The following is a 22587-nucleotide window of genomic DNA, read 5'->3' as shown; positions in this document are numbered from 1 at the left end:
GCCGCTGACCGGAGCCGCGATGCTCTTTCTCGTCTTCGAGCTGGATGGCGAACGCTACGCGCTCGACGCGCGCGAGATCGTGCGCGTGCTGCCGCTGCAGCCGGTGCGCGCGTTCGCGGGCACGCCACCGTATATCGCGGGCGTGATCGACCACGACGGCGCGCCGGTGCCGGTCGTCGATCTGGCGATGCTGGCGCTCGGGCGGCCGTCGCGCGCGCTGATGTCGACGCGGCTCGTGCTGGTGAACGACCGTGACGGTGCGATCGCTGCGTCGGGCGTCGATAGGTCGAGTGCCGATACGTCGGGCGTCGATACCTCGCCGCGCTGCCTCGCGCTGCTGCTCGAAAGCGCGACGCGCACCCAGACGATCGCCGCCGAAGCCTTCGCCGAAGGCGGCATCGCCACGCCCGAGGCGCGCTGGCTCGGCCCCGTGGCCGGCGACGCGCACGGCTTCGTGCAATGGGTGAAGGTCGATCAGCTGCTCGACGCACGCGTGCGCGCGCTGCTGTTTCCCGATCCGCCTTCGTGGCGCGGCGCGGCCACTCCCGGCGAGTTTGCGCGATGAAGGCCACCGATCCGCGCTTCGCGACGTGGCTGCTCGACGAGACCGGCATCGACGCCGAATCGCTCGGCTCGCACGCACTCGCGCGTGCGGTGGCGTCGCGCGCGGCGGCGATGATCGCGTCGATGCTGGCGGCCAGCGAGGGCAGTGACGTTTCCGCGCCGGATCACGCAGTTCATCACAGCGCGCATCACGGAACCCATCACGGCGCGCATCGGACCTCGCATCACGGCAAGGATCGCGCGTCGCACACGCACACGCCCGCGCCCGTTCCCGCGCAATGGGAAGGCGGCCTCGCGCTGCCCGAAAAAGTGCGCGACGCCTACTGGACTTACCTGACGACCGCGCCCGCCGAACGCCAGGCGCTGATCGACGCGCTGGTCGTGCCCGAAACCTGGTTCTTCCGCGAACGCGAGGCCTTCATGGCGCTCGCGCGCATCGGCGCCGAGCATCTGGCGAAGCGTCCGGGCGAGGTGCTGCGCGTGCTCAGCGTGCCGTGCTCGACGGGCGAGGAGCCGTATTCGGCGGCGATGGCGCTGCTCGACGCCGGGCTTTCGCCCGCGCAGTTCGGCATCGATGCGCTCGACATCAGCGCCGCTTCGATCGAGGCTGCCGCGCACGCCGTGTACGGACGCAATGCGTTTCGCGGCGATGCGCTGTCGTTTCGCGAGCGCTATTTCCACGCGGGCCCGGACGGCTGGCGGCTCGCGGACAGCGTGCGCCGCGCCGTGCATTTCGAGTGCGCGAATCTGTTCGAATGGCTCGCGGCGCATCCGGTGCGCTACGACTTCATCTTCTGCCGCAACGTGCTGATCTATTTCGACCGCGCCGCGCAGGACCGCGCGATCGGTCTGCTGCGCGGGCGTCTCGCCGATGGCGGCATGATCTTCGTCGGCCCCGCCGAGACCGGGCTGATGATGCGCCACGAATTCCAGTCGGCGTATATCCCGCTCGCGTTTGGTTTTCGCGCGCCCGACACGACGCGCGCCGAGGGCGAGGCGGCGGGCTCGGAGGCGCTGGCGTCGTCGCTGGCGGTGGGCTGTCTGCCGGGCGCGGCCATGACGGCGAGCGCGCGTGCGCCGGTCGCGAGCGCGCCCGGCGCGGTGCCGCCGGCCGCGCTGCGTCCGCTGCACGCCGCGCCGCCCGCGCGCGCGGCCGGGATCGTCGGCGTGGTGCCGGGCGGAGCCGGAGCGTTGTCGTTGACGGCACGCGCGGGTGCGCCGGTCAGCGGTTTGCCGCCCGCGAACGCGCCATCCAAAAACGCCGCGCCGCTGGCATCGTTTTCCGCGCTCGCGACGCGCACGCAGCCGAGCGCGCCGACGCCCGAGGCGGCCTTGCGCGAGGCCCAGCGTCTGGCCGACGCGGGCGCGCTCGACGACGCGCTTCGCCTCGCGACCCAGGCCGCCCAGGCCGCGCCGCACGATGCGCAGACGTGGTATCTGCTCGGTCTGATCGCCGACGCGCAAGGCAACGGCGCGCTCGCCCAGGAACACTATCGCAAGGCGGTTTATCTGGAACCCGGTCATTACGAAGCGCTCACGCATCTGGCCGCGCTGCTCGAAGTGCAAGGCGACGCCGAGGGCGCGCGCCGCCTGATGCGCCGCGCCGAACGCGCCGCGCAGCGCGCGCCGGGCCGAGGAGACGCCGATGCGTGAAGCACACGCGATGGACGATGTGGACGATCTGAACGCGCCGCAAGACGCGTCGCAGCGCGTGCCGTTCGACGCCTGCTGGAAAAGCATCGGCGTGCTCGGCGACAACTCGTGTCCGAAGCTCGCGGAATACATACGCTGCCTCAATTGCCCCGTGTTCGAACAGGCGGCCGCGCGCATGCTCGACCGGCCCGCGCGGCACGATCTGCGCGACGATGTGCGCGATGTACGCGATGTACGCGATGTACGCGATGTACGCGACAGTCATCGGCAGGGCGAATCATCGGGATTGCGAAATAATCATGCGTCGCGCAGTAGCGCAGGGCAGACCGGCTCGCTGGTGTTCCGCGTCGGCGCGGAATGGCTCGCGCTGCCTGCGCAGGCGCTGCGCTACGTGGGCGAATCGCGGCCCGTGCATTCGTTGCCGCATCGGCGCAGCCCGGCCGTGCTGGGCGTCGTGAACGTGCGCGGCGTGCTCACGCTCGCGGCGTCGCTGGCGGAGTTGCTGCATATCGACGCCAGCGCATCGGCGACGACGTCGGCAACCGCGGCGCGCGCGGCCACGCCCCGTCTGCTCGTGACGGAATGGGGCGGCGAGACCACGGCGTTTCCCGTCGACGATGTCGACGGTGTCGCGTGGTTCGGCGCGGAGGAACTGCTGCCCGCGCCCGCCACGCTCGCACACGCGGCGGGCCGTCACGTGCGCGGCGTGTTCGTGTGGCGCGGCCGCTCGGTGGGCGTGCTCGAACCCGACGCGCTGTTCGGCGCGCTTGCGAGGAGTCTGCGATGAGCGGCCACCACGACGATCCGAACAACGACAGCGCCGACGACCTGAGCCGGCGCTCGCTGCTCGACCTCTTTCACGAGGAAGCGCAGACGCAGACGCGCACGCTGTCCGCCGGTCTGCTCGCGCTCGAAGCGGCGCCCACGGATGCGTCCACGCTCGAAGCCTGCATGCGCGCGACGCACTCGCTCAAGGGCGCGGCGCGCATCGTCGGGCTGCCCGAGGCGGTGGAGGTGGCGAGTGCGATGGAGGATTGCTTCGTCGCGGCTCAGCATGACGTGCTGACGATCGGCGCGGCGCACATCGACGCGCTGCTGGTCGGCATCGACATGCTGCTCGCGGCGGGCGACCCGAATGCGCCGCCGCTCGCGCGCGACGCGGTCGAGGCGTTCGTGACGCGGCTCGTGGGCGCGGCGCAGGTTCAGCCGGAGCCGCGGGCTTCGAACGTGCCGCAAACCGAAACGCGAGGAACGCAAGAAGCGCAAGAGGCGCAAGCGCGGAAGGCCGCCGCGCCCGGCGATGCGGAAGCGCTGCTGGCGGCGAGCATCGCGGCGCTGCAATCGACGCAAGCGACGCAAGCGACGCAAGCGACGCAAGCGACGCAAGCCGAACACGCGGATGAACAGGCGCCCACGCCGCCCGATGCAGCACACGCCATAACGAACACGGCATCGATAGAAACCGCGTCGCCGTCGCCGTCGTCATCGGCATCGAATGCAGCGTCAGGCGCGCCCCACGAAAGCCACCGCATGCTGCGCGTGCGCGCGGGCACGCTCGACCGGCTGCTCGGGCTCGCGGGCGAGTCGCTGGTGGAGTCGCGCCGCATTCGTCCGTTCGCCGACGGCCTGCTGCGCGTGCGCCGCGCGCAGAACGGCGTGCTGGCCGCGCTCGGCCAGTTCCACGAACGCCACGGCGACACGCTCGACGCCGACGCGCGCGCCTCGCTCGCCGACGTGCGCGCGGCGCTCGGCGCGCTCGAACGCCAGCTCGCCGAACGTTTCGACGACCTCGACCGCATCGACCGGCGCGGCACCCAGCTCGCACAGCGTCTCTACGACGAAGCCCTGCAATGCCGCATGCGTCCGTTCGGCGACGCGGCCCACGCCTGGCCGCGCATGGTGCGCGACCTCGCGCGTTCGCTCGGCAAGCGCGTGCGTTTCGTCGTCGATGGCGAAACCACTCAGGTCGATCGCGACATCCTCGAACTGCTCGACGCGCCGCTCGGCCATCTGCTGCGCAACGCGCTCGATCACGGCATCGAAGACCCGGCCACGCGTGCGCGCGCGGGCAAGCCCGAGGAAGCGCGCCTCACGCTCGAAGCGCGTCATAGCGCGGGCAAGCTGCTGATCGCCGTGGCCGACGACGGCGCGGGCGTCGATCTCGACGCGCTCAAACGCGCGATCGTCGCGCGCGGGCTCGCGCAGGCCGAGGCCGTGGCGGTGATGTCCGAGCCGGAGTTGCTCGACTTCCTGCTGCTGCCTGGCTTCACGATGCGCGAGCGCGTCACCGATGTGTCCGGGCGCGGCGTGGGTCTGGACGCCGTGCAGAATTTCGCCAAGGCCGTGCACGGCACGGTGCGCATCGAAAGCGCGGCGGGGCGTGGCACGCGCTTCGTGCTGCAATTGCCGCTCACGCTGTCGGTGGTGCGCAGCCTGATCGTCGATGTCGCGGGCGAGGCCTATGCGTTCCCGCTCGCGCACGTGCGGCGCGCCTTGCGCGTGCCGCGCAGCGCGATCGAAATGCTCGAAGGCCAGCAGCACATCGCCTACGAAGGACGGCCCGTGGGCCTCGTGACCGCGCGTCAACTGCTCGGCGCCGATGGCCGCGGCATCGCCGAAACGGACGCCGACGACGTGAGCGTCGTGCTGGTCGGCGACGGCGCGGGCCACGAAGCCGCGCTCTACGGCGTGGCCGTCGACGCCTTCGCGGGCGAGCGCACGCTCGCGGTGCAGCCGCTCGACGCGCGCCTGGGCAAGGTGCGCAACGTGGCCGCCGCGTCGCTGCTCGAAGACGGCACGGTGGCGCTGATCGTCGACGTCGAGGATATCGTCGCGTCGGTCGGTCGGCTCGTGCGCGACGGGCAGCTCGCGGGCGTGGCGCGCGGCGCCCAGGCCACGGCGCGCGAACGCAAGCGCATTCTGGTCGTTGAGGACTCCTTGACCGTGCGCGAGCTGGAGCGCAAGCTGCTCGAAGAACGCGGCTACGCGGTGACCGTGGCGGTGGACGGCATGGACGGCTGGAACACGCTGCGCAACGGCCAGTTCGATCTCGTCATCACCGACGTGGACATGCCGCGCATGGACGGCATCGAACTCGTCACGATGATTCGCAACGATGCGCAGCAGCGCGCGGTGCCCGTGATGATCGTCTCGTACAAGGACCGCGAGGACGACCGCCGGCGCGGTCTCGACGCGGGCGCCGACTATTACCTGACCAAGGGCAGCTTCCACGACGAGGCGCTGCTCGACGCTGTGAACGACCTGATCGGAGAGGCGACCTGATGAACATCGGCATCGCGAACGACATGCCGCTGGCCGTGGAGGCGTTGCGTCACGCCATCGCCAGGCGGCCGGGGCATCGTGTGTTGTGGGTGGCGCAGGACGGCGAGCAGGCCGCGGACTTTTGCGCCGCGCAGCCGCCCGACGTGATCCTCATGGATCTCGTCATGCCGAAGCTCGACGGCGTGGAAGCCACGCGCCGCATCATGGCGCGCTCGCCGTGCCCGATCCTGATCGTCACGAGCAGCGTCGGCGCGAACGCGTGGCGCGTGTACGAGGCGATGGGCGCGGGCGCGCTCGACGCGGTCGATACGCCCACGCTCGCGGGCCCGGACGCGCGCCGCACGATGGACCTGCTGCTCGCGAAGATCGAACAGATCGGCCGCGTGAACGTGGTGAGCGACGTGGCGCGCGCGCCGGGCGCGGGCGTCGTCGGCACGGACGCGCGCACGCCGCTGGTGGCGATCGGCGCGTCGGCGGGCGGCCCCACGGCGCTCGCGACCGTGCTCGGCGCGCTGCCGGCCGGCTTCAACGCGGGCATCGTGATCGTGCAGCACGTCGACCAGTCGTTCGCGGCGGGCATGGCCGACTGGCTCGACGGCCAGACCACGCTGAAGGTGCGCGTCGCCAACGAGGGCGACCGGCCCACGCCTGGCGAGGCGCTGCTCGCGGCCACCAACGACCATCTGTGCATGACAGCGGTCGGCAAGCTCGCTTACACTCGCGAGCCGGCGGACACGCCGTACCGGCCTTCCGTCGATACCTTCTTTCACAGCGTGGTGGAGCACTGGCGCGGGACCGCGATCGGCGTGCTGCTGACCGGCATGGGCCGCGACGGCGCGATCGGCCTGAAGGCCATGCGCGCCAAGGGCTATTACACGATCGCCCAGGACGCCGCGACGAGCGCCGTCTACGGCATGCCGAAGGCGGCCGCCGCGCTCGATGCCGCGCGCGCGATCCTGCCGCTGCCCGCCATCGCCGCCGAACTGCGCCATTGCGTCGGGTTGCCCGGCGCGGGGCGCCCCGAGTAACGAGAGAACCGGAGCCGAGGCGCGTATCGATGCCTGACTCGACCCAATTCATGCGACCGAAATCATGACCGAGAAGCCGAACCCGACACCCGGAGCCGAGTCCGCACTGGCCGATGGCGGCCCCGACGAGGCTTCGCTCGAACGGGCGCTGGACGCCGTGCGCAACGCGCTCGCGCAGCCCTTGCCGAACGCGGACGTGCCGATGATGGTGCTGCTCGTCGACGACCAGGCGATCGTCGCCGAGGCCGTGCGGCGCGCGCTGGCCGCCGAGCGCGAGATCGATTTCCACTACTGCGCGCATCCCGACCAGGCCGTGCGCATGGCCGAGGAAGTGCGCCCCACGGTGATCCTCCAGGACCTCGTGATGCCGGGCACCGACGGCCTCACGCTCGTGCGCGCCTACCGCGCCAACGACGCCACGCGCGACGTGCCGATCATCGTGCTCTCGACCAAGGAGGAGCCCGCGATCAAGAGCGCGGCGTTCGCGGCGGGCGCGAACGATTACCTCGTGAAGCTGCCCGACAGCATCGAACTGATCGCGCGCATCAAGCACCATTCGCGCTCGTTTGTGAACATGCTTCAGCGCGACGAGGCGTATCGCGCGCTGCGCCGCTCGCAGCAGGAACTGCTGAAGGCGAATCTCGAACTGCGCCGCCTCACGCATTCCGATGGCTTGACGGGGCTGTCGAACCGCCGCTATCTCGACGAATTTCTCGGCGCGGAATGGCGCCGCGCACAGCGCGAGAGCACCGAGGTGTCGCTGCTGATGATCGACGTCGATTACTTCAAGCCCTATAACGACACCTATGGCCACGTGGCCGGCGACAACGTGCTGCGTTCCGTGGCCACGACGATCCGCCGCGAGGTGAAGCAGCCGCGCGATCTGGTGGCGCGTTTCGGCGGCGAGGAATTCGCCGTGGTGCTGCCGGGCGCGGGCAGCGTGTTCGCGCGCATGGTCGCGGAGAAAATGCGCCGCGACGTGGCCGCGCTGCAACTGCCGCACGTGGGCTCGAAGGTGAGCGAGCATCTGACGATCAGCGTGGGCGTGGCGACGCTGACGCCCACGGCGGGCGTCGCTGAGACCGCGCTGATCGAGGAAGCCGACGCCGCGCTGTATCGCGCCAAGCGCGAAGGGCGCAACCGTGTGGTGTTTTCGACGGGCGGAGCAGGGCGCGGATGATGCGTTGATTGACGTTGCTTTGTTTTGTTGCTTTGTTTCATTGCGTTGGCAACGAGACATTGCGATGAAAGAAAAGCCCGCATTTTGCGGGCTTTTCTGTTTGCGCGAGGTGCTCGCACGCGTATCAGGCTTTGTCCGCGAATGCCTTCGCGAGCGCCTGCAAGCCATCGCGATAGATGCCTTCGAACAGCGCGCTCGCCTCGGCGTCGCTCACGCCGACGGGCGTGAATTCGCCGAACCATTCGACCTGCGCGGCGCGGCCGTCTTCGATCTCGCGCACCTGCAAGGTCGAGCGATACGCGGTGACCGGAAACGGCGCTTCGAGAATCGGATAACTGTAGCTGCGCGCGCGCTGATCGAACGCTTCCAGACGCTCGACGATCACGTCGCCGCCCGGCGTCGCGAGACGGCGCACGCGGCCGCCTTCGCTCAATTCGCTCGACGGAATATAGGGCAGCCAGTCGGGCAGCGAATTGAAGCCGCCGATCAACTGCCACACGGCGTCGGGCTTGGCGGCAATGCGGATGGACGATTGGGCTTGTGCCATGGCGCGCTCCTTATGCGTTGGCGTGGGCGTTGGCGTTGGCGTTTGCATCGGCATCGCCCGGCAGCGGCGCGTTCGCCGCCACGAGGTTTTGCTCGCGCAGATCGCGCCAGAAACCGGCGGGAATCGCTTCCTTCACGGCGGCGTGATCTTCCGCGATGCGCGCGGGCTTGCTCGCGCCCGGAATCACCGCGGCGACCACCGGATTGGCGAGCACGAATTGCAGCGCGGCTGCCTTCACGCTCACCTGATGACGCTCGGCGATGGCCTTGATCTTCGCGACCCTGGCGAGAATTGCCGGCGACGCCTTCTGATATTCGAAGTTCGCGCCGCCCGCGAGCACGCCCGAGCTATACGGCCCGCCCGCGACGATCTCCACATCTTGCGCGGCGGCGGCCGGCATCAGGCGTTGCAGCGCGCGTTCGTGATCGAGCAGCGAATAGCGGCCCGCGAGCAGGAAGCCGTCGGGTTTCGTTTCGGCGAGATCGAGCAGCAGTTCGCACGGTTCGACGCGGTTCACGCCGAGTCCCCACGCCTTGATGACGCCTTCGTCGCGCAGACGGGACAGCGCGACGAACGCGCCTTTGCGCGCGGTCTCGAATACGCTCAGCCATTCGTCGCCGTAGAAGTCCTGCGCAACGTCGTGCACCCAGACGATATCGAGCCGGTCGGTCTTGAGGCGCTTGAGGCTGTCTTCGACCGAACGCAGCGTGGCGTCGGCCGTATAGTCGTTGACGATTTTGTTAGGACGGCCAAATGCAAAGACGCCGCCTTTTTCGCCGAGATCGCGTGCGCTCGCGTCCTCGATTTCATCGAGAATCACGCGGCCCACTTTCGTGCTCAGCACGTAGTCGTCGCGACGGTAGGCGGCGAGCGCGTCGCCCAGACGCATTTCGGAGAGACCCGCGCCGTAAAGCGGGGCCGTATCGAAATAACGCACGCCCTGGTCCCAGGCGGCCTTGACGGTCGCCAGCGCCTCGTCTTCGGGGATGTTGCGGAACATGTTGCCCAGCGGCGCCGCGCCAAAGCCCAGAAGGGTTCCCGCCGGCAATTTATCCTTGATACTCATCGACTTGCTCCTTGTGTTCGAGTCGTTAGGGCAAGTCTAGGTTGGCGAGTTGAGTCTGTCTAAGACATAATTCGACACAGTTGAGTCCTGAGAGGTCTGATATGTTGGACATTCGCCAGTTGCATTATTTCGTGGCGGTCGCGGAGGAAGAACACGTGGGCCGCGCGGCCGAACGGCTGCATATTTCGCAGTCGCCGCTGAGCCGCCAGATCGCCCAGCTCGAAGAGAACCTGGGCCTGACGCTGTTCGAGCGCTCGCAGCAGCGCATTCGTTTGACGACCGACGGGCGCACGTTTCTCGCCGAGACCCAGGCGTTTCTCACGCACGCGAAGCGGCTCGAATCGCTTGCGCGGCGGCTCGGGCGCGGCGACGAGGGCGGGCTGTGCATCGGCTATCTGGAGAACGCGATGCATTCGGGCGTGTTGCCGGATGCGTTGCGGCATCTGCGTGCGCAGCGGCCCGACGTGCATATCGCGCTCTACAACCAGCATTCGGAGGAGCAGTTGACGGGGCTGCGTCAGCGCAGTCTCGACGTTGCGCTGGTCTGCGATCCGCCCGCCGCGGACGATCCCGATCTCGAAGCCGCGCAGGTGCTCGACGATCCCATGCTGCTCGCGATCCCGCAGGGGCATCCGCTCGCGCATGCCGAAGCGATCACGCCCGGCGATCTGGCCGCGCAACAGTGGATTGGCGTGACGCATACCGAAGGCGCGCTGCGTCATGACAACTTCGTCGCGGCGTGCGCGAAGGCGGGCTTCACACCCACGATCGCGCTCGAAGCGACGGAGCCGCTGGCGGCGCTCGGGCTGGTGGCGGCGGGACTGGGTTTAACGATGATCCAGCAGAGCTTGCGGCATCAGGCGCCGGCCGGCGTCGTGCTGCGCGAGCTGTCGTGGTTCAGCTATCGCACGGCGTTGTGGGCCGCGTGGCATCGGGTCAATCTGCGGCCGCTCGTCGAGCACTTCCGCACGACGTTGCTGGATAACGGCGCGCCCGGCGCGACAATTCCAGGCTGATTGAAACACTGCACCCGCGCGGGCGGTTAGGCTTTCGCATTGCCCGCGCATTCTCCGAATTTTTTACCGGCGCATATTGTCACGCATATTGTCATTCAGCGCCATTCAAAGCCGTTCTTTCACGCGATAAACAAGCGTTTCGCATACGCCGTGCCCTGTCAATTTTGCAGGGCGCGGCTTTATATATTGGCGCTTTTACCGTCTTTTAATCCAGTGCGCAAAAAAACATTTAAATCTGGATTTAAAGCTTGAAGTAAGCAAGCTTTTGTCTATGCTCTGGATGACAGTCAATGATGTGAACAAATCATCCATGAGAATACACCGGGAGGCATCCTCCATGAAACCGCGCACCAGCCCATCCTGATTCGTGCGGCGAGTGTTGCAGGCTCGTTGCACGCTTGTTCCTCGCTCGCCGCCCGCTATCCGTTCGTCCCGATCGCCGATCGTCGTTCGCCCGCAAAGCGCCCGTGCGCCTTGCGCCGCGTGCCCGCGCGCGTCGCCTTGATGGCTGACGCTTGCGCGCGCAACCATCGGCTTTCAGATCGACTCGCGCCTGCCGCCTGTGCGGGGTGGATTGGCACGCGCTCGCGAAACGGATATCGACGCGGATGCTTGAACAAGACCGCTTGAACAAGGCAGAGGCCGATTCACGATCTTCTAAGGGGAAAGGGCGTGAGGGAATCGAACGGTATTGGCGCGCCACGCGCAATTAACTGGCCTGTTTTATATGGCGTTATTGTTGCCGCGATGGCGGTGTTTTTATGCCTGATGGCGCCAGGCCGCGCGCAGGCGACGACTTGCACGACCGCGGGTTCCACGGTGTCTTGCACCGGCGCCGCTAATCCACTCGCGCCGAACTATGCCAATACGAACAGCAACATCACCGTTAACGCCGATTCCACCAGTACCTTTGGCGTCCTGCTCGGCGTGGGCGGCACGGCGGTTTCACTCACGGGCAGCAACGTCACCTTCAACAACAGCGGCGTTATTGATCCTTCTCTTTTAGGCATCCTGAGCGTGTTGTCGAACGGCACGGTGATCGGCAACAGCAGCGCGAGCACGATCAACGTGACCAACAACGGCACGATGAACGGCACCGCGCAGCTCGTCACAGTCAATCTGTCGAATCTCACCGGGCTCGCGCTCGCGGTGCAGAACGGCGCGGGCGGCGTGAGCACGATCGTCAACAACGGCACGATTGGTTCGAGCGCCATCGCGGGCGTGACGGTCGCGCCCGCCGACCGCGTCACGGCGGCGGTGTACGGCGGCGGCCAGGTCAACTTCACCAACAACGGCACGATCTCGGGCCGCGTGGGTTTTCAGGCGTCGACGGCGGGCAACATCTTCAAGAACACGGGCAGCGTGATCGGCAGCGTCTCGATGGGCGCGGGCAGCACCAACAACTTCTATGCGTACACGGGCTCGTCGGTGTCGGCGGGCGCGGGCGCGTCCGTGGGCGTGCTGGGTGTCGTCGGCGTGAATCTGGGTTTCGCGCAGGCCGGTTACGTCGATGGCGGCAGCGGCGGCAACAACACGTTGCATCTCGCGCAGGTCGCGGGCGGCCCGGCGGCCGGGCAGGTCACGCTCTCGAACTACATCAACTTCAATCACCTCGCGCTCGAAAGCGGCACGTGGACGCTCAACGGCCCCTCGGGCGCACTCGACGCGACGCTCGCGAGCGGCGCGACGGCCATCGTCGATAACGCTGCGAGCCTCGGCACCGGCACGATCACGGCGACGGGCGGCGCGCTGGAGGCTGCGGCGGCGGGACTGACTATCGCGAACACGATTTCGCTCGGCACGGGCGGACTCGTCGCGCAAGGCAGCAATGCGTTCACGCTCTCGGGCGTGCTTTCGGGCAGCGGCGCGTTGACCAAGAGCGGCACGTCGGCGCTCACGCTCACGGGCACGAACACGTACTCGGGCGGCACGAACCTGAACGGCGGCTCGCTCGTCGCGGGAACGTCGGCGGCGCTCGGCAGCGGCGCGCTCAACGTGGGCGGCGCGGCCACGCTCGACACGGGCGCGGCGGGCCTCACGCTCGGCAACGCCATCAATCTGGGCGCGAACACGCTCACGCTCGGCGGCAGCAACGCGGCCACGCTTAGCGGCGTCATCGCCGGGACTGGCGCGCTGGTGAAGAACGGCGCGGCCACCGTCACGCTCACGGGCCTCGATACCTACACAGGCGGCACGACGATCAACGCAGGCACGCTCGCGCTGGGCGCGGGCGGCGCGCTGGCGTCGACCGGCGCGGTCAATCTGGCGAGCACGGGCGCGGCGCTCGACATCAGCGGATCGGGCGCGAATCAGACGATCGGCGCGCTGTCCGGTTCGGGCAACGTCGTGCTCGGCACGCGCAACCTCACGTTCGGCGACGCGACCGCGCAGACCTTCAGCGGCGTGATCGGCGGCACGGGCGGCGTGACGAAGCAAGGCAGCGGCACGGCGACGCTCACGGGCGTCAACACTTACACGGGCGGCACGACGATCAATGCGGGCACGCTCGCGCTTTCGGGCGCGGGCGCGCTGGCGTCGACGGGCGCGCTCACGCTGGGCGCGAGCGGCGCGAATCTCGACCTCAGCGGCGCGACGGGCGCGCGCACGGTCGGCGCGCTCGCGGGCGTGGCGGGCAGCACGCTCGCGCTCGGCGCGAACACGCTGACCTTCGGCGATGCGACGAATCAGACCTTCGCGGGCGCGATCAACGGCGCCGGTGCGCTTGTGAAGCAGGGCAGCGGCACGCAGACGCTCAGCGGCGCGAACACCTATACGGGCGGCACGACGGTCAACGCGGGCAAGATCGCGCTCGGCGCGGGCGGCTCGCTGGCCTCGACGGGCGCGCTCACGCTCGCGAACGCGGGCACCGGCTTCGATATCAGCGGCGCGACGGGGGCGCAGACGATCGGCGCATTGAGCGGCGTGAGCGGCACGACACTCGCGCTCGGCGCGAATGCGCTGACGTTCGGCACGGCGACGAACCAGACCTTCGCGGGTGTCATCAGCGGGACGGGCGGGCTCGTCAAGCAAGGCGGCGGCACGCAGACGCTCACGGCCGCGAACACCTACACGGGCGGCACGACGATCAACGCGGGCGCGCTCGCGCTCGGCGCAGGCGGCTCGCTGGCATCGACGGGCGCGGTCAATCTCGCGACCAGCGGCGCGGGCTTGAATATCAGCGGCGCGACGGGCGCGCAAACCATCGGCGCATTGAGCGGCGTGAGCGGCACGACACTCGCGCTCGGTGCGAACGCGCTGACGTTCGGCGATGCGTCGAATCAGACTTTCGCGGGCGTGATTGGCGGCACGGGCGGCGTCGTCAAGAACGGCAGCGGCACGGAAACGCTCACCGCCGCGAACACCTACACGGGCGGCACGACGATCAACGCGGGCACGCTCGCGCTCTCCGGCGCGGGCGCGCTGGCGGCGAACGCGGCTTTCACGCTCGCCAACGCGGGCAGCGTCCTCGACCTCAGCGCGGCGAATGGCGCGCGCAGCATCGGCGTGCTCAACGGCGTGACGGGCAGCGCGATCAACCTCGGCGCCAATGCGCTGACGCTCGGCGGCGCGGCCAACGGCGCGTTCGCGGGCGCGATCAACGGCACGGGCGGCATCGTCAAGCAGGGCGCGGGCGTCGAAACGCTCACGGGCGCGAACACCTACACGGGCGGCACGACGATCAACGCGGGCACGCTGGCGCTCGGCGCGGGCGGCTCGCTCGCCGCGACGGGCGCGGTGAATCTCGCGACGGCGGGCGCAGGCTTCGATATCAGCGGCGCGACGGGGGCGCAGACCATCGGCGCACTGAGCGGCGTGAGCGGCACGGCGCTGTCGCTCGGTGCGAACGGGCTCACTTTCGGCGATGCGTCGAATCAGACTTTCGCGGGCACGATCGGCGGCACGGGCGGCCTCGTCAAGAACGGCAGCGGCACGGAAACGCTCAGCGGCGCGAACACCTACAGCGGCGGCACGGCGCTCAACGCGGGCGGGCTCGTGCTCGGCAACGCGTCGGCGCTCGGCTCGGGCGTGCTGACCATCGGCGGCCCGGCCTCGCTCGATAACACGAGCGCGATCACACTCGCCAACGGCGTCGTGCTCAACGGCGCGCTCACGGTACTCGGCTCGAACGCGCTGACGCTCGCGAGCGGCCTGAGCGGCACCGGCAGCCTGACGAAGAACGGCGCGGCCGCGCTCACGCTCAACGGCGCGAACACCTTCACGGGCGGCACGACGGTCAACGCGGGCACGCTCGCGCTCGGCGCGGGCGCGACGCTCGGCGGCAACGTCGCGCTGAACGGCACGGGCGCGACGCTCGATCTGAGCGGCGCGGGCGGCAACCAGACGCTCGGCGCGCTCGCGGGCGTGGCGGGCAGCACGCTCGCGCTCGGCGCGAACACGCTGACTTTCGGCGATGCGAGCAATCAAACCTTCGCGGGGACGATTACCGGCGCGGGCGGTCTCGTCAAGAACGGCGCGGGCATCGAAACGCTGACGGGCGCGAACACATACAGCGGCGGCACGACGTTGAACGCAGGCGGCCTCGTCGTCGGCAACAATGCGGCGCTCGGCACGGGCGCGGTTACGGTGGCCGGTCCGGCCTCGCTCGACAGCAGCGCGGCGACGACGCTCGCGAACGCCTTCACGCTCGACAACACGCTGACCGTGGGCGGCTCGAACGCGCTCACGTTGAACGGCGTGCTCTCGGGCGCGGGCGCGCTGACGAAGAACGGCGCGGCCACGCTCACGCTCGGCGGCGCGAACACCTACACGGGCGGCACGACGATCGACGCGGGAACGTTGGCGCTGGGCGCGGGCGGCTCGCTCGCTTCGACGGGCGCGGTGAGTCTCGCGGGCGTCGGCGCGGGCCTCGATATCAGCGGCGCGTCGGGGGCGCAGACCATCGGCGCGTTGAACGGCGTCGCGGGCAGCACCGTCACGCTCGGCGCGAATGCGCTGACCTTCGGCGACGCGAGCGATCAGACTTTCGCGGGCGTGATCGGCGGCACCGGCGGCATCGTCAAGCAGGGCAGCGGCACGCAAACGCTCACGGGCGTGAACACGTACACGGGCGGCACGACCGTCGATGCGGGCACGCTCGCGCTCGGCGCGGGCGGTTCGCTCGCTTCGACGGGCGCGGTCAATCTTGCAGGCACGGGCGCGGGTTTCGATATCAGCGGCGCGACGGGCGCGCAGACCATCGGCGCGTTGAGCGGCGTCGGCGGCACGGCCGTCACGCTCGGCGCGAATGCGCTGACTTTCGGTGACGCGACGAATCAAACCTTCGCGGGCACGATCGACGGCACGGGCGGCATCGTCAAGAACGGCACGGGGACGGAAACGCTCACGGGCGCGAACACGTATAGCGGCGGCACGACGCTGAACGCGGGCGGTCTCGTCGTCGGCAACGATGCGGCGCTGGGGACGGGCGCGGTCACGGTGAACGGCGCATCGACGCTCGACAGCAGCACGGCCACGACGCTCGCCAACGACTTCGTCCTGAACAGCGGCCTCACGGTGGTCGGCAGCAACGACGTCACGCTGAACGGCGTGCTCGCGGGCACGGGCGGCCTCACCAAGAACGGCCTCGCCACGCTCACGCTCAACGGCGCGAACACCTATACCGGCGGCACCAACATCAACGCGGGCACGCTCGCGCTCGGCGCGAACGCGAGCCTCGCGGCGACAGGCATCGTCGATGTGGCGACCGGCGCGACCTTCGATCTTTCGGCGGGCAACGGACAGCAGCAGTTCGGCACGCTGATCGGCGGCGGCACAGTGCTGCTCGGCGGCAATTCGCTCACGCTCGGCAGCGACGTCGACGGCACCTTCAGCGGCTCGATCGGCGGCACGGGCGGGCTGCTGAAAATCGGCAGCGGCACGGAGACGCTGACGGGCGCGAACACGTACACGGGCGGCACGACGATCGACGCGGGCACGCTCGCGCTCGGCCTCGGCGGCTCGCTGGCGGCGACGGGCGCGGTCGATCTCGCCAACGCGGGGACGGGCTTCGATATCGGCGCGGCGGGCGCGAATCAGACCATCGGCGGCCTGAGCGGCGCGGGCGGCAGCACGGTGACGCTCGGGGGCAATACGCTGACGTTCGGCGACGCGGGCAACGAGACGTTCGGCGGCGCCATCGCCGGCACGGGCGGCATCGTCAAGCAAGGCAGCGGCACGGAAACGCTCACGGGCGCGAATGCGTACACGGGCGGCACGACGATCGATGCGGGCACGCTGGCGCTCGGCGCGGGCGGTTCGCTGGCTTCGACGGGATCGGTGGCGCTCGCGGGCGTGGGTGCGGGCTTCGATATCAGCGGGGCGTCGGGCGCGCAGACCATCGGCGCGTTGAGCGGTGTCGATGGCACGAGCGTGTCGCTCGGCGCGAATTCGCTCGCGTTCGGCGATGCGGGCGATCAGACGCTTGCGAGCGCGATTAACGGCACGGGCGGCATCATCAAGCAGGGCAGCGGCACGGAAACGCTCACGGGCACGAACAGCTACACAGGCACCACGATAATCAACGACGGCACACTGGCGCTTTCAGGGAGCGGTACGTTGTCTTCGTCGAGCGACGTTACGCTGGCGAATGTCGGGACGTCGCTCGATGTGAGCGCTTCGACGATTGCGCCGACGATTGGCGCGTTGAATGGCGTGAGCGGTTCGACGGTCGCTTTGGGCGGCAACACGCTGACGCTCGGTAGTGCGAACGATGGCACGTTCGCGGGCAGCATCGTCGGCACGGGCGGCATAGTCAAGAACGGCACGGATACGGAAACGCTCACCGGCGCGAACACGTACACGGGCGGCACGACGATCAACGCGGGCACGCTGGCGCTCGGCGCGGGCGGCTCGCTGGCTTCGACGGGATCGGTGGCGCTCGCAGGCGTGGGCGCGGGCTTCGATATCAATGGCGCGACGGGCGCGCAGACGATCGGCGCGTTGAGCGGCGTCGATGGCACGACGATTTCGCTCGGCGGCAATGCGCTGGTCTTCGGCGACGCGAGCGATCAGACGTTCGCGGGCGCGATCAACGGCACGGGCGGCATCGTGAAGCAGGGCCGCGGCACGGAAACGCTCACGGGCGCGAATACTTATACCGGCACCACCACGATCAACGACGGCACACTCGCGCTTTCAGGGAGCGGCACGTTGTCTTCATCGAGCGACGTCACGTTGGCGAACGCGGGGGCGTCGCTCGACGTGAGCGCTTCGACGATTGCGCCGACCATCGGCGCATTGAATGGCGTGAGCGGATCGACGGTTGCATTGGGCGGCAACACGCTGACGCTCGGTAGTGCGAACGATGGCACATTCGCGGGCGTGATCGGCGGAACGGGCGGCATCGTCAAGAACGGTACGGATACGGAAACGCTCACCGGCGCGAACACGTACACGGGCGGCACGACCATCGACGCGGGCACGCTCTCGCTCGGCGCGGGCGGCTCGCTCGCGTCGACGGGCGCGGTCAATCTCGCGAACGCAGGCGCGGGCTTCGATATCAGCGGCGCAACGGGCGCGCAGACGGTCGGCGCGCTGGCGGGCGCCACGGGCAGCACCGTGAATCTCGGCGCGAATTCGCTGACCTTCGGCGATGCGAGCAATCAGACCGTCGGCAGCACGATCGAAGGCACGGGCGGCATCGTCAAGCAGGGTAGCGGCACGGAGACGCTGACCGGCGCGAACACGTATAGCGGCGGCACGACGCTGAACGCGGGCGGCCTCGTCGTCGGCAACGATGCGGCGCTGGGTACTGGCGCGGTCACGGTGAATGGCGCGTCGACACTCGATAGCACCGCGCCCGTTACGCTCGGCAACGACATCACGCTCAACGACGGCCTCACGGTGCTCGGCAGCAACGACCTCACGCTGAACGGCGCATTGAGCGGCGCGGGCGGACTGACGAAAGACGGCGCGGCCACGCTCACGCTCAACGGCACGAACACCTACACGGGCGGCACGACGATCAACGCGGGCACGCTCGCTTTGGGCGCGAACGCGAGCCTCGCGGCGAGCGGCATCGTCGATGTGGCGAACGGCGCGACCTTCGATCTCTCGGCGGGCAACGGCCAGCAGCAATTCGGCACGCTGATCGGCGGCGGCACCGTCAACCTCGGCTCGAACGACCTCACGCTCGGCAGCGCCACCGACGGCACCTACACCGGCAGCATCGCGGGCACGGGCGGCCTGACGAAAGTGGGCAGCGGCACCGAAACGCTGACGGGCGCGAACACCTTCACGGGCGGCACGACCATCGACGCGGGCACGCTCGCGCTGGCCGCGGGCGGCTCGCTGGCCTCGACGGGCGCGGTCACGCTCGCCAGCTCGGGAACGGGATTCGATATCAGCGGCGCCGACACGAGTCAGACCATCGGCGCGCTGGCGGGCGTGAGCGGCAGCACGGTCACGCTCGGCGCGAATTCGCTGACCTTCGGCGACACGACCGATCAGACCTTTGGCGGCACCATCGACGGCACGGGCGGCATCGTCAAGCAAGGCAGCGGCACCGAAACGCTCACGGGCGCGAACACGTACACGGGCGGCACGACGATCGATGCGGGCACGCTGGCACTCGGCGCGGGCGGCTCGCTGGCTTCGACGGGCGCGGTCAATCTCGCGAATAGCGGCGCGGGTTTCGATATCAGCGGCGCGTCGGGCGCGCAGACCGTCGGCGCATTGAGCGGCGTGGATGGCACGACGGTGTCGCTCGGTGCGAATTCGCTGACCTTCGGCGACGCGAGCGATCAGACGCTCGCGGGCACGATCACGGGGACGGGCGGCATCGTCAAGCAAGGCACGGGAACGGAAACGCTGACCGGCGCAAACACGTATAGCGGCGGCACGACGCTGAACGCGGGCGGTCTCGTCGTCGGCAACGACTCGGCGCTGGGGACGGGCGCGGTTACGGTGAACGGCGCGTCGACGCTCGACAGCACCGCGCCCGTCACGCTCGGCAACGACATCACGCTGAACAACGGCCTCACGGTACTCGGCAGCAACGACCTCACGCTGAACGGCGCATTGAGCGGCGCGGGCGGATTGACGAAAGACGGCGCGGCCACGCTCACGCTCAACGGCACGAACACCTACACGGGCGGCACGACGATCAACGCGGGCACGCTCGCGCTCGGCGCGAACGCGAGTCTCGCGGCGAGCGGCATCGTCGATGTGGCGAACGGCGCGACCTTCGACATCTCCGCGGGCAACGGTCAGCAGCAATTCGGCACGCTCGTCGGCGGCGGCACGATCAACCTCGGCGCGAACACGCTGACGCTCGGCGGCGCCACCGACGGCACCTTCACGGGCGGCATCGCGGGCACGGGCGGCGGCATCGTCAAGCAGGGCAGCGGCACCGAAACGCTCACGGGCACGAGCACCTACACGGGCGCGACGACCGTCAACGACGGCACGCTCGCGCTCGCGGGCGGCGGCACGCTCTCCGACTCGACCAACGTGAATCTCGCCAACGCGGGCACGAGTCTCGACATCAGCGGCAGCGACCCGACGGCCACGCCGACGATCGGCTCGCTTTCCGGCCTCGGCGGCACGAGCGTCGCGCTGGGCGGCAACACGCTCACGCTCGGCGGCGGCTCGGACGGCGACTACGGCGGCACGATCTCGGGCGCGGGCGGCATCGTCAAGGCGGGTGCGGGCACGCAGACGCTGACGGGCGCGAACACCTACAGCGGCGGCACGACGCTCGAAGGCGGCACGCTCGTGGCGGGCAACGACGCGGCGCTCGGCACCGGCGCGCTGACGGTCGCCGCGCCCGCGACGCTCGACGCCTCGACGGCGGTCTCGCTCGCCAACGCCGTCGTGCTCGACGACACGCTGACGATCGGCGGCAGCGCCGATACGCTGCTGTCCGGCGTGGTCTCCGGCACCGGCGCGCTGGTCAAGAACGGCGCGGCCAATCTCACGCTGACGGGCACGAACACCTACAGCGGCGGCACGACGCTCAACGACGGCACGCTCACGGTCGGCTCGAACAGCGCGCTCGGCACGGGCGGCCTGACCGTGAACGGCGGCACGCTCGCGCTCGGCACGGCGGGCGGCGCGCCGCTGGCCGTGACGGTCGGCTCGCTCGACGGCGCGTCGGGTTCGAGCGTCGCGCTCGGCGATTCGAGCCTGACCGTGAACGGCGGCGGCAGCTACGCGGGCGCGCTCACGGGCGCGGGCTCGCTGACCAAGTCGGGTAGCGGCACGCTCACGCTCGGCGGCACCAGCACCTATAGCGGCCCGACCACGGTCGCGGGCGGCACGCTCGACGTGAGCGGCTCGACGGCCAACTCGACGGCCACCGTGCAGAACGGCGGCACGCTCACGGGCACCGGCACAGTCGGCGGCCTGATCGTGCAGAACGGCGGCACCGCGGCGGCGCTCACGCCGGGCCAGAGCCTGAACGTGGCGGGCAACGTGACCTTCGAATCGGGATCGAACTACCAGGTCGCGGCCACGCCGACCCAGGCCGGCAAGATCGCGGCGACGGGCACGGCGACGCTCAACGGCGGCGCGGTGAGCGTGCTCGCGGGACAGGGCGCCTGGTCGCCGCAGACGCAGTATCCGATCCTCACGGCGGCGGGCGGCGTGAACGGCGCGTTCCAGAGCGTCAGCTCGAACCTCGCGTTCCTCACGCCGTCGCTGAGCTATACGCCGAATGCCGTCAACCTGACGCTCACGCGCAACGACCAGCCCTTCACGTCGGTGGCGGTGACGCCGAACCAGAGCAGCGTGGCGACGGCGGTGGCCTCGCTCTCGACGACGGGCGCGCTCTATCAATCGATCCTCGCCACCGATGCCGCGACCGCGCGCCAGGCCTTCAACATGATCGACGGCCAGCTGTTGGCGGATGCGAAGACCGTGTTACTGCTCGATTCGCGCTATCTGCGCGACGCCGTCACGGACCGCTTGCGCCAGGGCCTCGCGCCGACCGATGGGCCGCTTGCGGCGCTGTCATCGGGACCGGCGCTCTGCGATTCGCGTCTTGCGCAAGGCGCGATGTCGGGCGACGGCGTGCACGGCGGCTCGCAGAGCGCGTGCACGAACCGCACGCCGTATCAGCCCGCGGTCTGGGCGCAGGGTTACGGCGCGGATAGCCGTCTCGCGGGCAACGACAATGTCGCGGGCCTCGACCGCACCACGGCCGGTTTCATCGGCGGCGCGGATATGGCGCTGAACGACCAGTGGCGCGTGGGCGTGGCGGGCGGCTTCGCGCATAGCTCGCTGGAGAACGGGCTGAACTCGTCGGCGTCGGTCGATACGTATCACGTGGCGATGTACGGCGGCGCGCAATATGGGCCGATCGGCGTGCGGCTCGGCGCGGCGTACACCTGGAACGATGTGAGCGAGGACCGCTATCCGGCTTTCACGGGCTTCTCCGATCACGACAGCGCGAACTACGACGCGAAGGCCGCGCAGGTGTTCGGCGAGGTGGGGTATGCGGTGCCGTTCGATCGTTTCGCGGTCGAGCCGTTTGCCGGGCTGGCGTATGTGAATCTGCATACCGATGGGTTTTCGGAGAGCGGCGGACAAAGCGCGCTGCATGCCCAGGGCGATACGGAGAATATCGGTTTTTCGACCTTGGGTTTGCGGGTCGCGACGCGGCTGGGCGAACTGCCGCTCGCGAGCGTGAGCGCGCATGCGATGGCGGGCTGGCGGCATGCGTTCGGGAATGCGCAGCCGACTTCGACGCTGGCGTTTATCGACGGTGGCGGCTCGACGTTTTCAGTGGCCGGGGTGCCGATTGCGAGAGATACGGCGGTGGTTGAATTAGGCGTCGATGCGAGTGTCGCGAAGAATCTGACGCTGGGTGTGGCGTATAGCGGGCAGTATGGGGGCGGGTCGCATGACAATGCGATTTCTGGACGGTTGGCGTGGAGGTTTTGAGCGCCTGGTTGCGTCCCTGTGCGGCTACGGGGACGTAAAAACCCCACGTCGTGTTTATCTGCGATTCATAAAGCGCGAGCGATCGCACACGCGTTCGATAAATACGTCATCGATAAAGGATAGCTAACCAACTCCACCAGGATTGCGAATAAAAAATCAAAAAACAAAAATCCACCGCGCCGCAATTCAATACCGCATAATACGATCCGCCGTTGTGGTCGCGGCGCGTTACACCGTTGCGCAGTCAACTAAATGACTCGCGCATGAGTATCAAACAAAAGAACGGGGAATAAAGAACCGGCCACCGATATCGGCAGATGCCACCTGGCATCCCTATCCGATCGTCGACATAAATAAACAAGAAAAAG

10 protein-coding genes are annotated in these 22587 nt (G+C 69.0%); 8 read left to right on the top strand and 2 right to left on the bottom strand.

Annotated elements, in window-relative coordinates; genetic code table 11:
• Positions 1-19 precede the first annotated feature (19 nt).
• The 6 genes from U4Y88_RS31925 (at position 20) to U4Y88_RS31900 (ending at position 7707) form a co-directional block, all read left to right on the top strand.
• Positions 20-565 carry a chemotaxis protein CheW gene (locus U4Y88_RS31925; RefSeq protein ID WP_321788788.1) on the top strand — a complete coding sequence of 182 codons (546 nt, stop codon included), beginning with the start codon at positions 20-22 and terminating at the stop codon, positions 563-565.
• The gene (locus U4Y88_RS31920) at positions 562-2217 is read left to right on the top strand and encodes a CheR family methyltransferase (RefSeq protein WP_321788786.1); all 1656 of its coding nucleotides are present in this window, start codon (positions 562-564) and stop codon (positions 2215-2217) included. Before U4Y88_RS31925 ends, U4Y88_RS31920 begins: the two co-directional genes overlap by 4 nt.
• Positions 2210-3004, top strand: a complete 795-nt coding sequence (locus U4Y88_RS31915) for a chemotaxis protein CheW (protein ID WP_415774526.1) — start codon at positions 2210-2212, stop codon at positions 3002-3004. The genes U4Y88_RS31920 and U4Y88_RS31915 overlap by 8 nt, the downstream gene beginning before the upstream one ends.
• Entirely contained in the window at positions 3001-5499 is a 2499-nt protein-coding gene (locus U4Y88_RS31910; protein ID WP_321788784.1) for a hybrid sensor histidine kinase/response regulator, read from the top strand. The genes U4Y88_RS31915 and U4Y88_RS31910 overlap by 4 nt, the downstream gene beginning before the upstream one ends.
• Positions 5499-6527, top strand: a complete 1029-nt coding sequence (locus U4Y88_RS31905) for a chemotaxis response regulator protein-glutamate methylesterase (protein WP_224009817.1) — start codon at positions 5499-5501, stop codon at positions 6525-6527. Before U4Y88_RS31910 ends, U4Y88_RS31905 begins: the two co-directional genes overlap by 1 nt.
• A gap of 64 nt (positions 6528-6591) precedes the next feature.
• Positions 6592-7707, top strand: coding sequence for a diguanylate cyclase (locus U4Y88_RS31900; protein ID WP_405044982.1), 1116 nt, complete (start codon positions 6592-6594; stop codon positions 7705-7707).
• A 124-nt stretch (positions 7708-7831) separates the two neighbouring features.
• On the opposite strand, the gene U4Y88_RS31895 is transcribed toward U4Y88_RS31900, so the two are convergent.
• Complete coding sequence (locus tag U4Y88_RS31895) at positions 7832-8254, bottom strand: SRPBCC family protein (RefSeq protein ID WP_321788782.1); 423 nt, start codon at positions 8252-8254, stop codon at positions 7832-7834.
• A gap of 10 nt (positions 8255-8264) precedes the next feature.
• Entirely contained in the window at positions 8265-9320 is a 1056-nt protein-coding gene (locus tag U4Y88_RS31890; RefSeq protein ID WP_321788780.1) for an aldo/keto reductase, read from the bottom strand.
• 101 nt (positions 9321-9421) lie between these two features.
• On the opposite strand from U4Y88_RS31890, the gene U4Y88_RS31885 reads away from it, so the two are divergent.
• Together U4Y88_RS31885 and U4Y88_RS31880 are read left to right on the top strand one after the other, a co-directional pair.
• A complete protein-coding gene (locus U4Y88_RS31885) occupies positions 9422-10336 on the top strand; it encodes a LysR family transcriptional regulator (RefSeq protein WP_321788779.1) in 915 nt (304 codons plus the stop codon).
• A gap of 819 nt (positions 10337-11155) precedes the next feature.
• The gene (locus U4Y88_RS31880; RefSeq protein ID WP_321788778.1) at positions 11156-22219 is read left to right on the top strand and encodes an autotransporter-associated beta strand repeat-containing protein; all 11064 of its coding nucleotides are present in this window, start codon (positions 11156-11158) and stop codon (positions 22217-22219) included.
• Positions 22220-22587 lie beyond the last annotated feature (368 nt).

This window comes from Paraburkholderia sp. J94 (genome assembly GCF_905220285.1).
GTDB classification, from domain to species: domain Bacteria; phylum Pseudomonadota; class Gammaproteobacteria; order Burkholderiales; family Burkholderiaceae; genus Paraburkholderia; species Paraburkholderia tropica_A.
This window is presented reverse-complemented; position numbering and strand designations above follow the sequence as displayed.

Coding starts and splice junctions, on each gene's coding strand:
- U4Y88_RS31925 (WP_321788788.1), top strand. CDS start 20: ATGCTCTTTCTCGTCTTCGAGCTGGATGGCGAACGCTACGCGCTCGAC.
- U4Y88_RS31920 (WP_321788786.1), top strand. CDS start 562: ATGAAGGCCACCGATCCGCGCTTCGCGACGTGGCTGCTCGACGAGACC.
- U4Y88_RS31915 (WP_415774526.1), top strand. CDS start 2,210: ATGCGTGAAGCACACGCGATGGACGATGTGGACGATCTGAACGCGCCG.
- U4Y88_RS31910 (WP_321788784.1), top strand. CDS start 3,001: ATGAGCGGCCACCACGACGATCCGAACAACGACAGCGCCGACGACCTG.
- U4Y88_RS31905 (WP_224009817.1), top strand. CDS start 5,499: ATGAACATCGGCATCGCGAACGACATGCCGCTGGCCGTGGAGGCGTTG.
- U4Y88_RS31900 (WP_405044982.1), top strand. CDS start 6,592: ATGACCGAGAAGCCGAACCCGACACCCGGAGCCGAGTCCGCACTGGCC.
- U4Y88_RS31895 (WP_321788782.1), bottom strand. CDS start 8,254: ATGGCACAAGCCCAATCGTCCATCCGCATTGCCGCCAAGCCCGACGCC.
- U4Y88_RS31890 (WP_321788780.1), bottom strand. CDS start 9,320: ATGAGTATCAAGGATAAATTGCCGGCGGGAACCCTTCTGGGCTTTGGC.
- U4Y88_RS31885 (WP_321788779.1), top strand. CDS start 9,422: ATGTTGGACATTCGCCAGTTGCATTATTTCGTGGCGGTCGCGGAGGAA.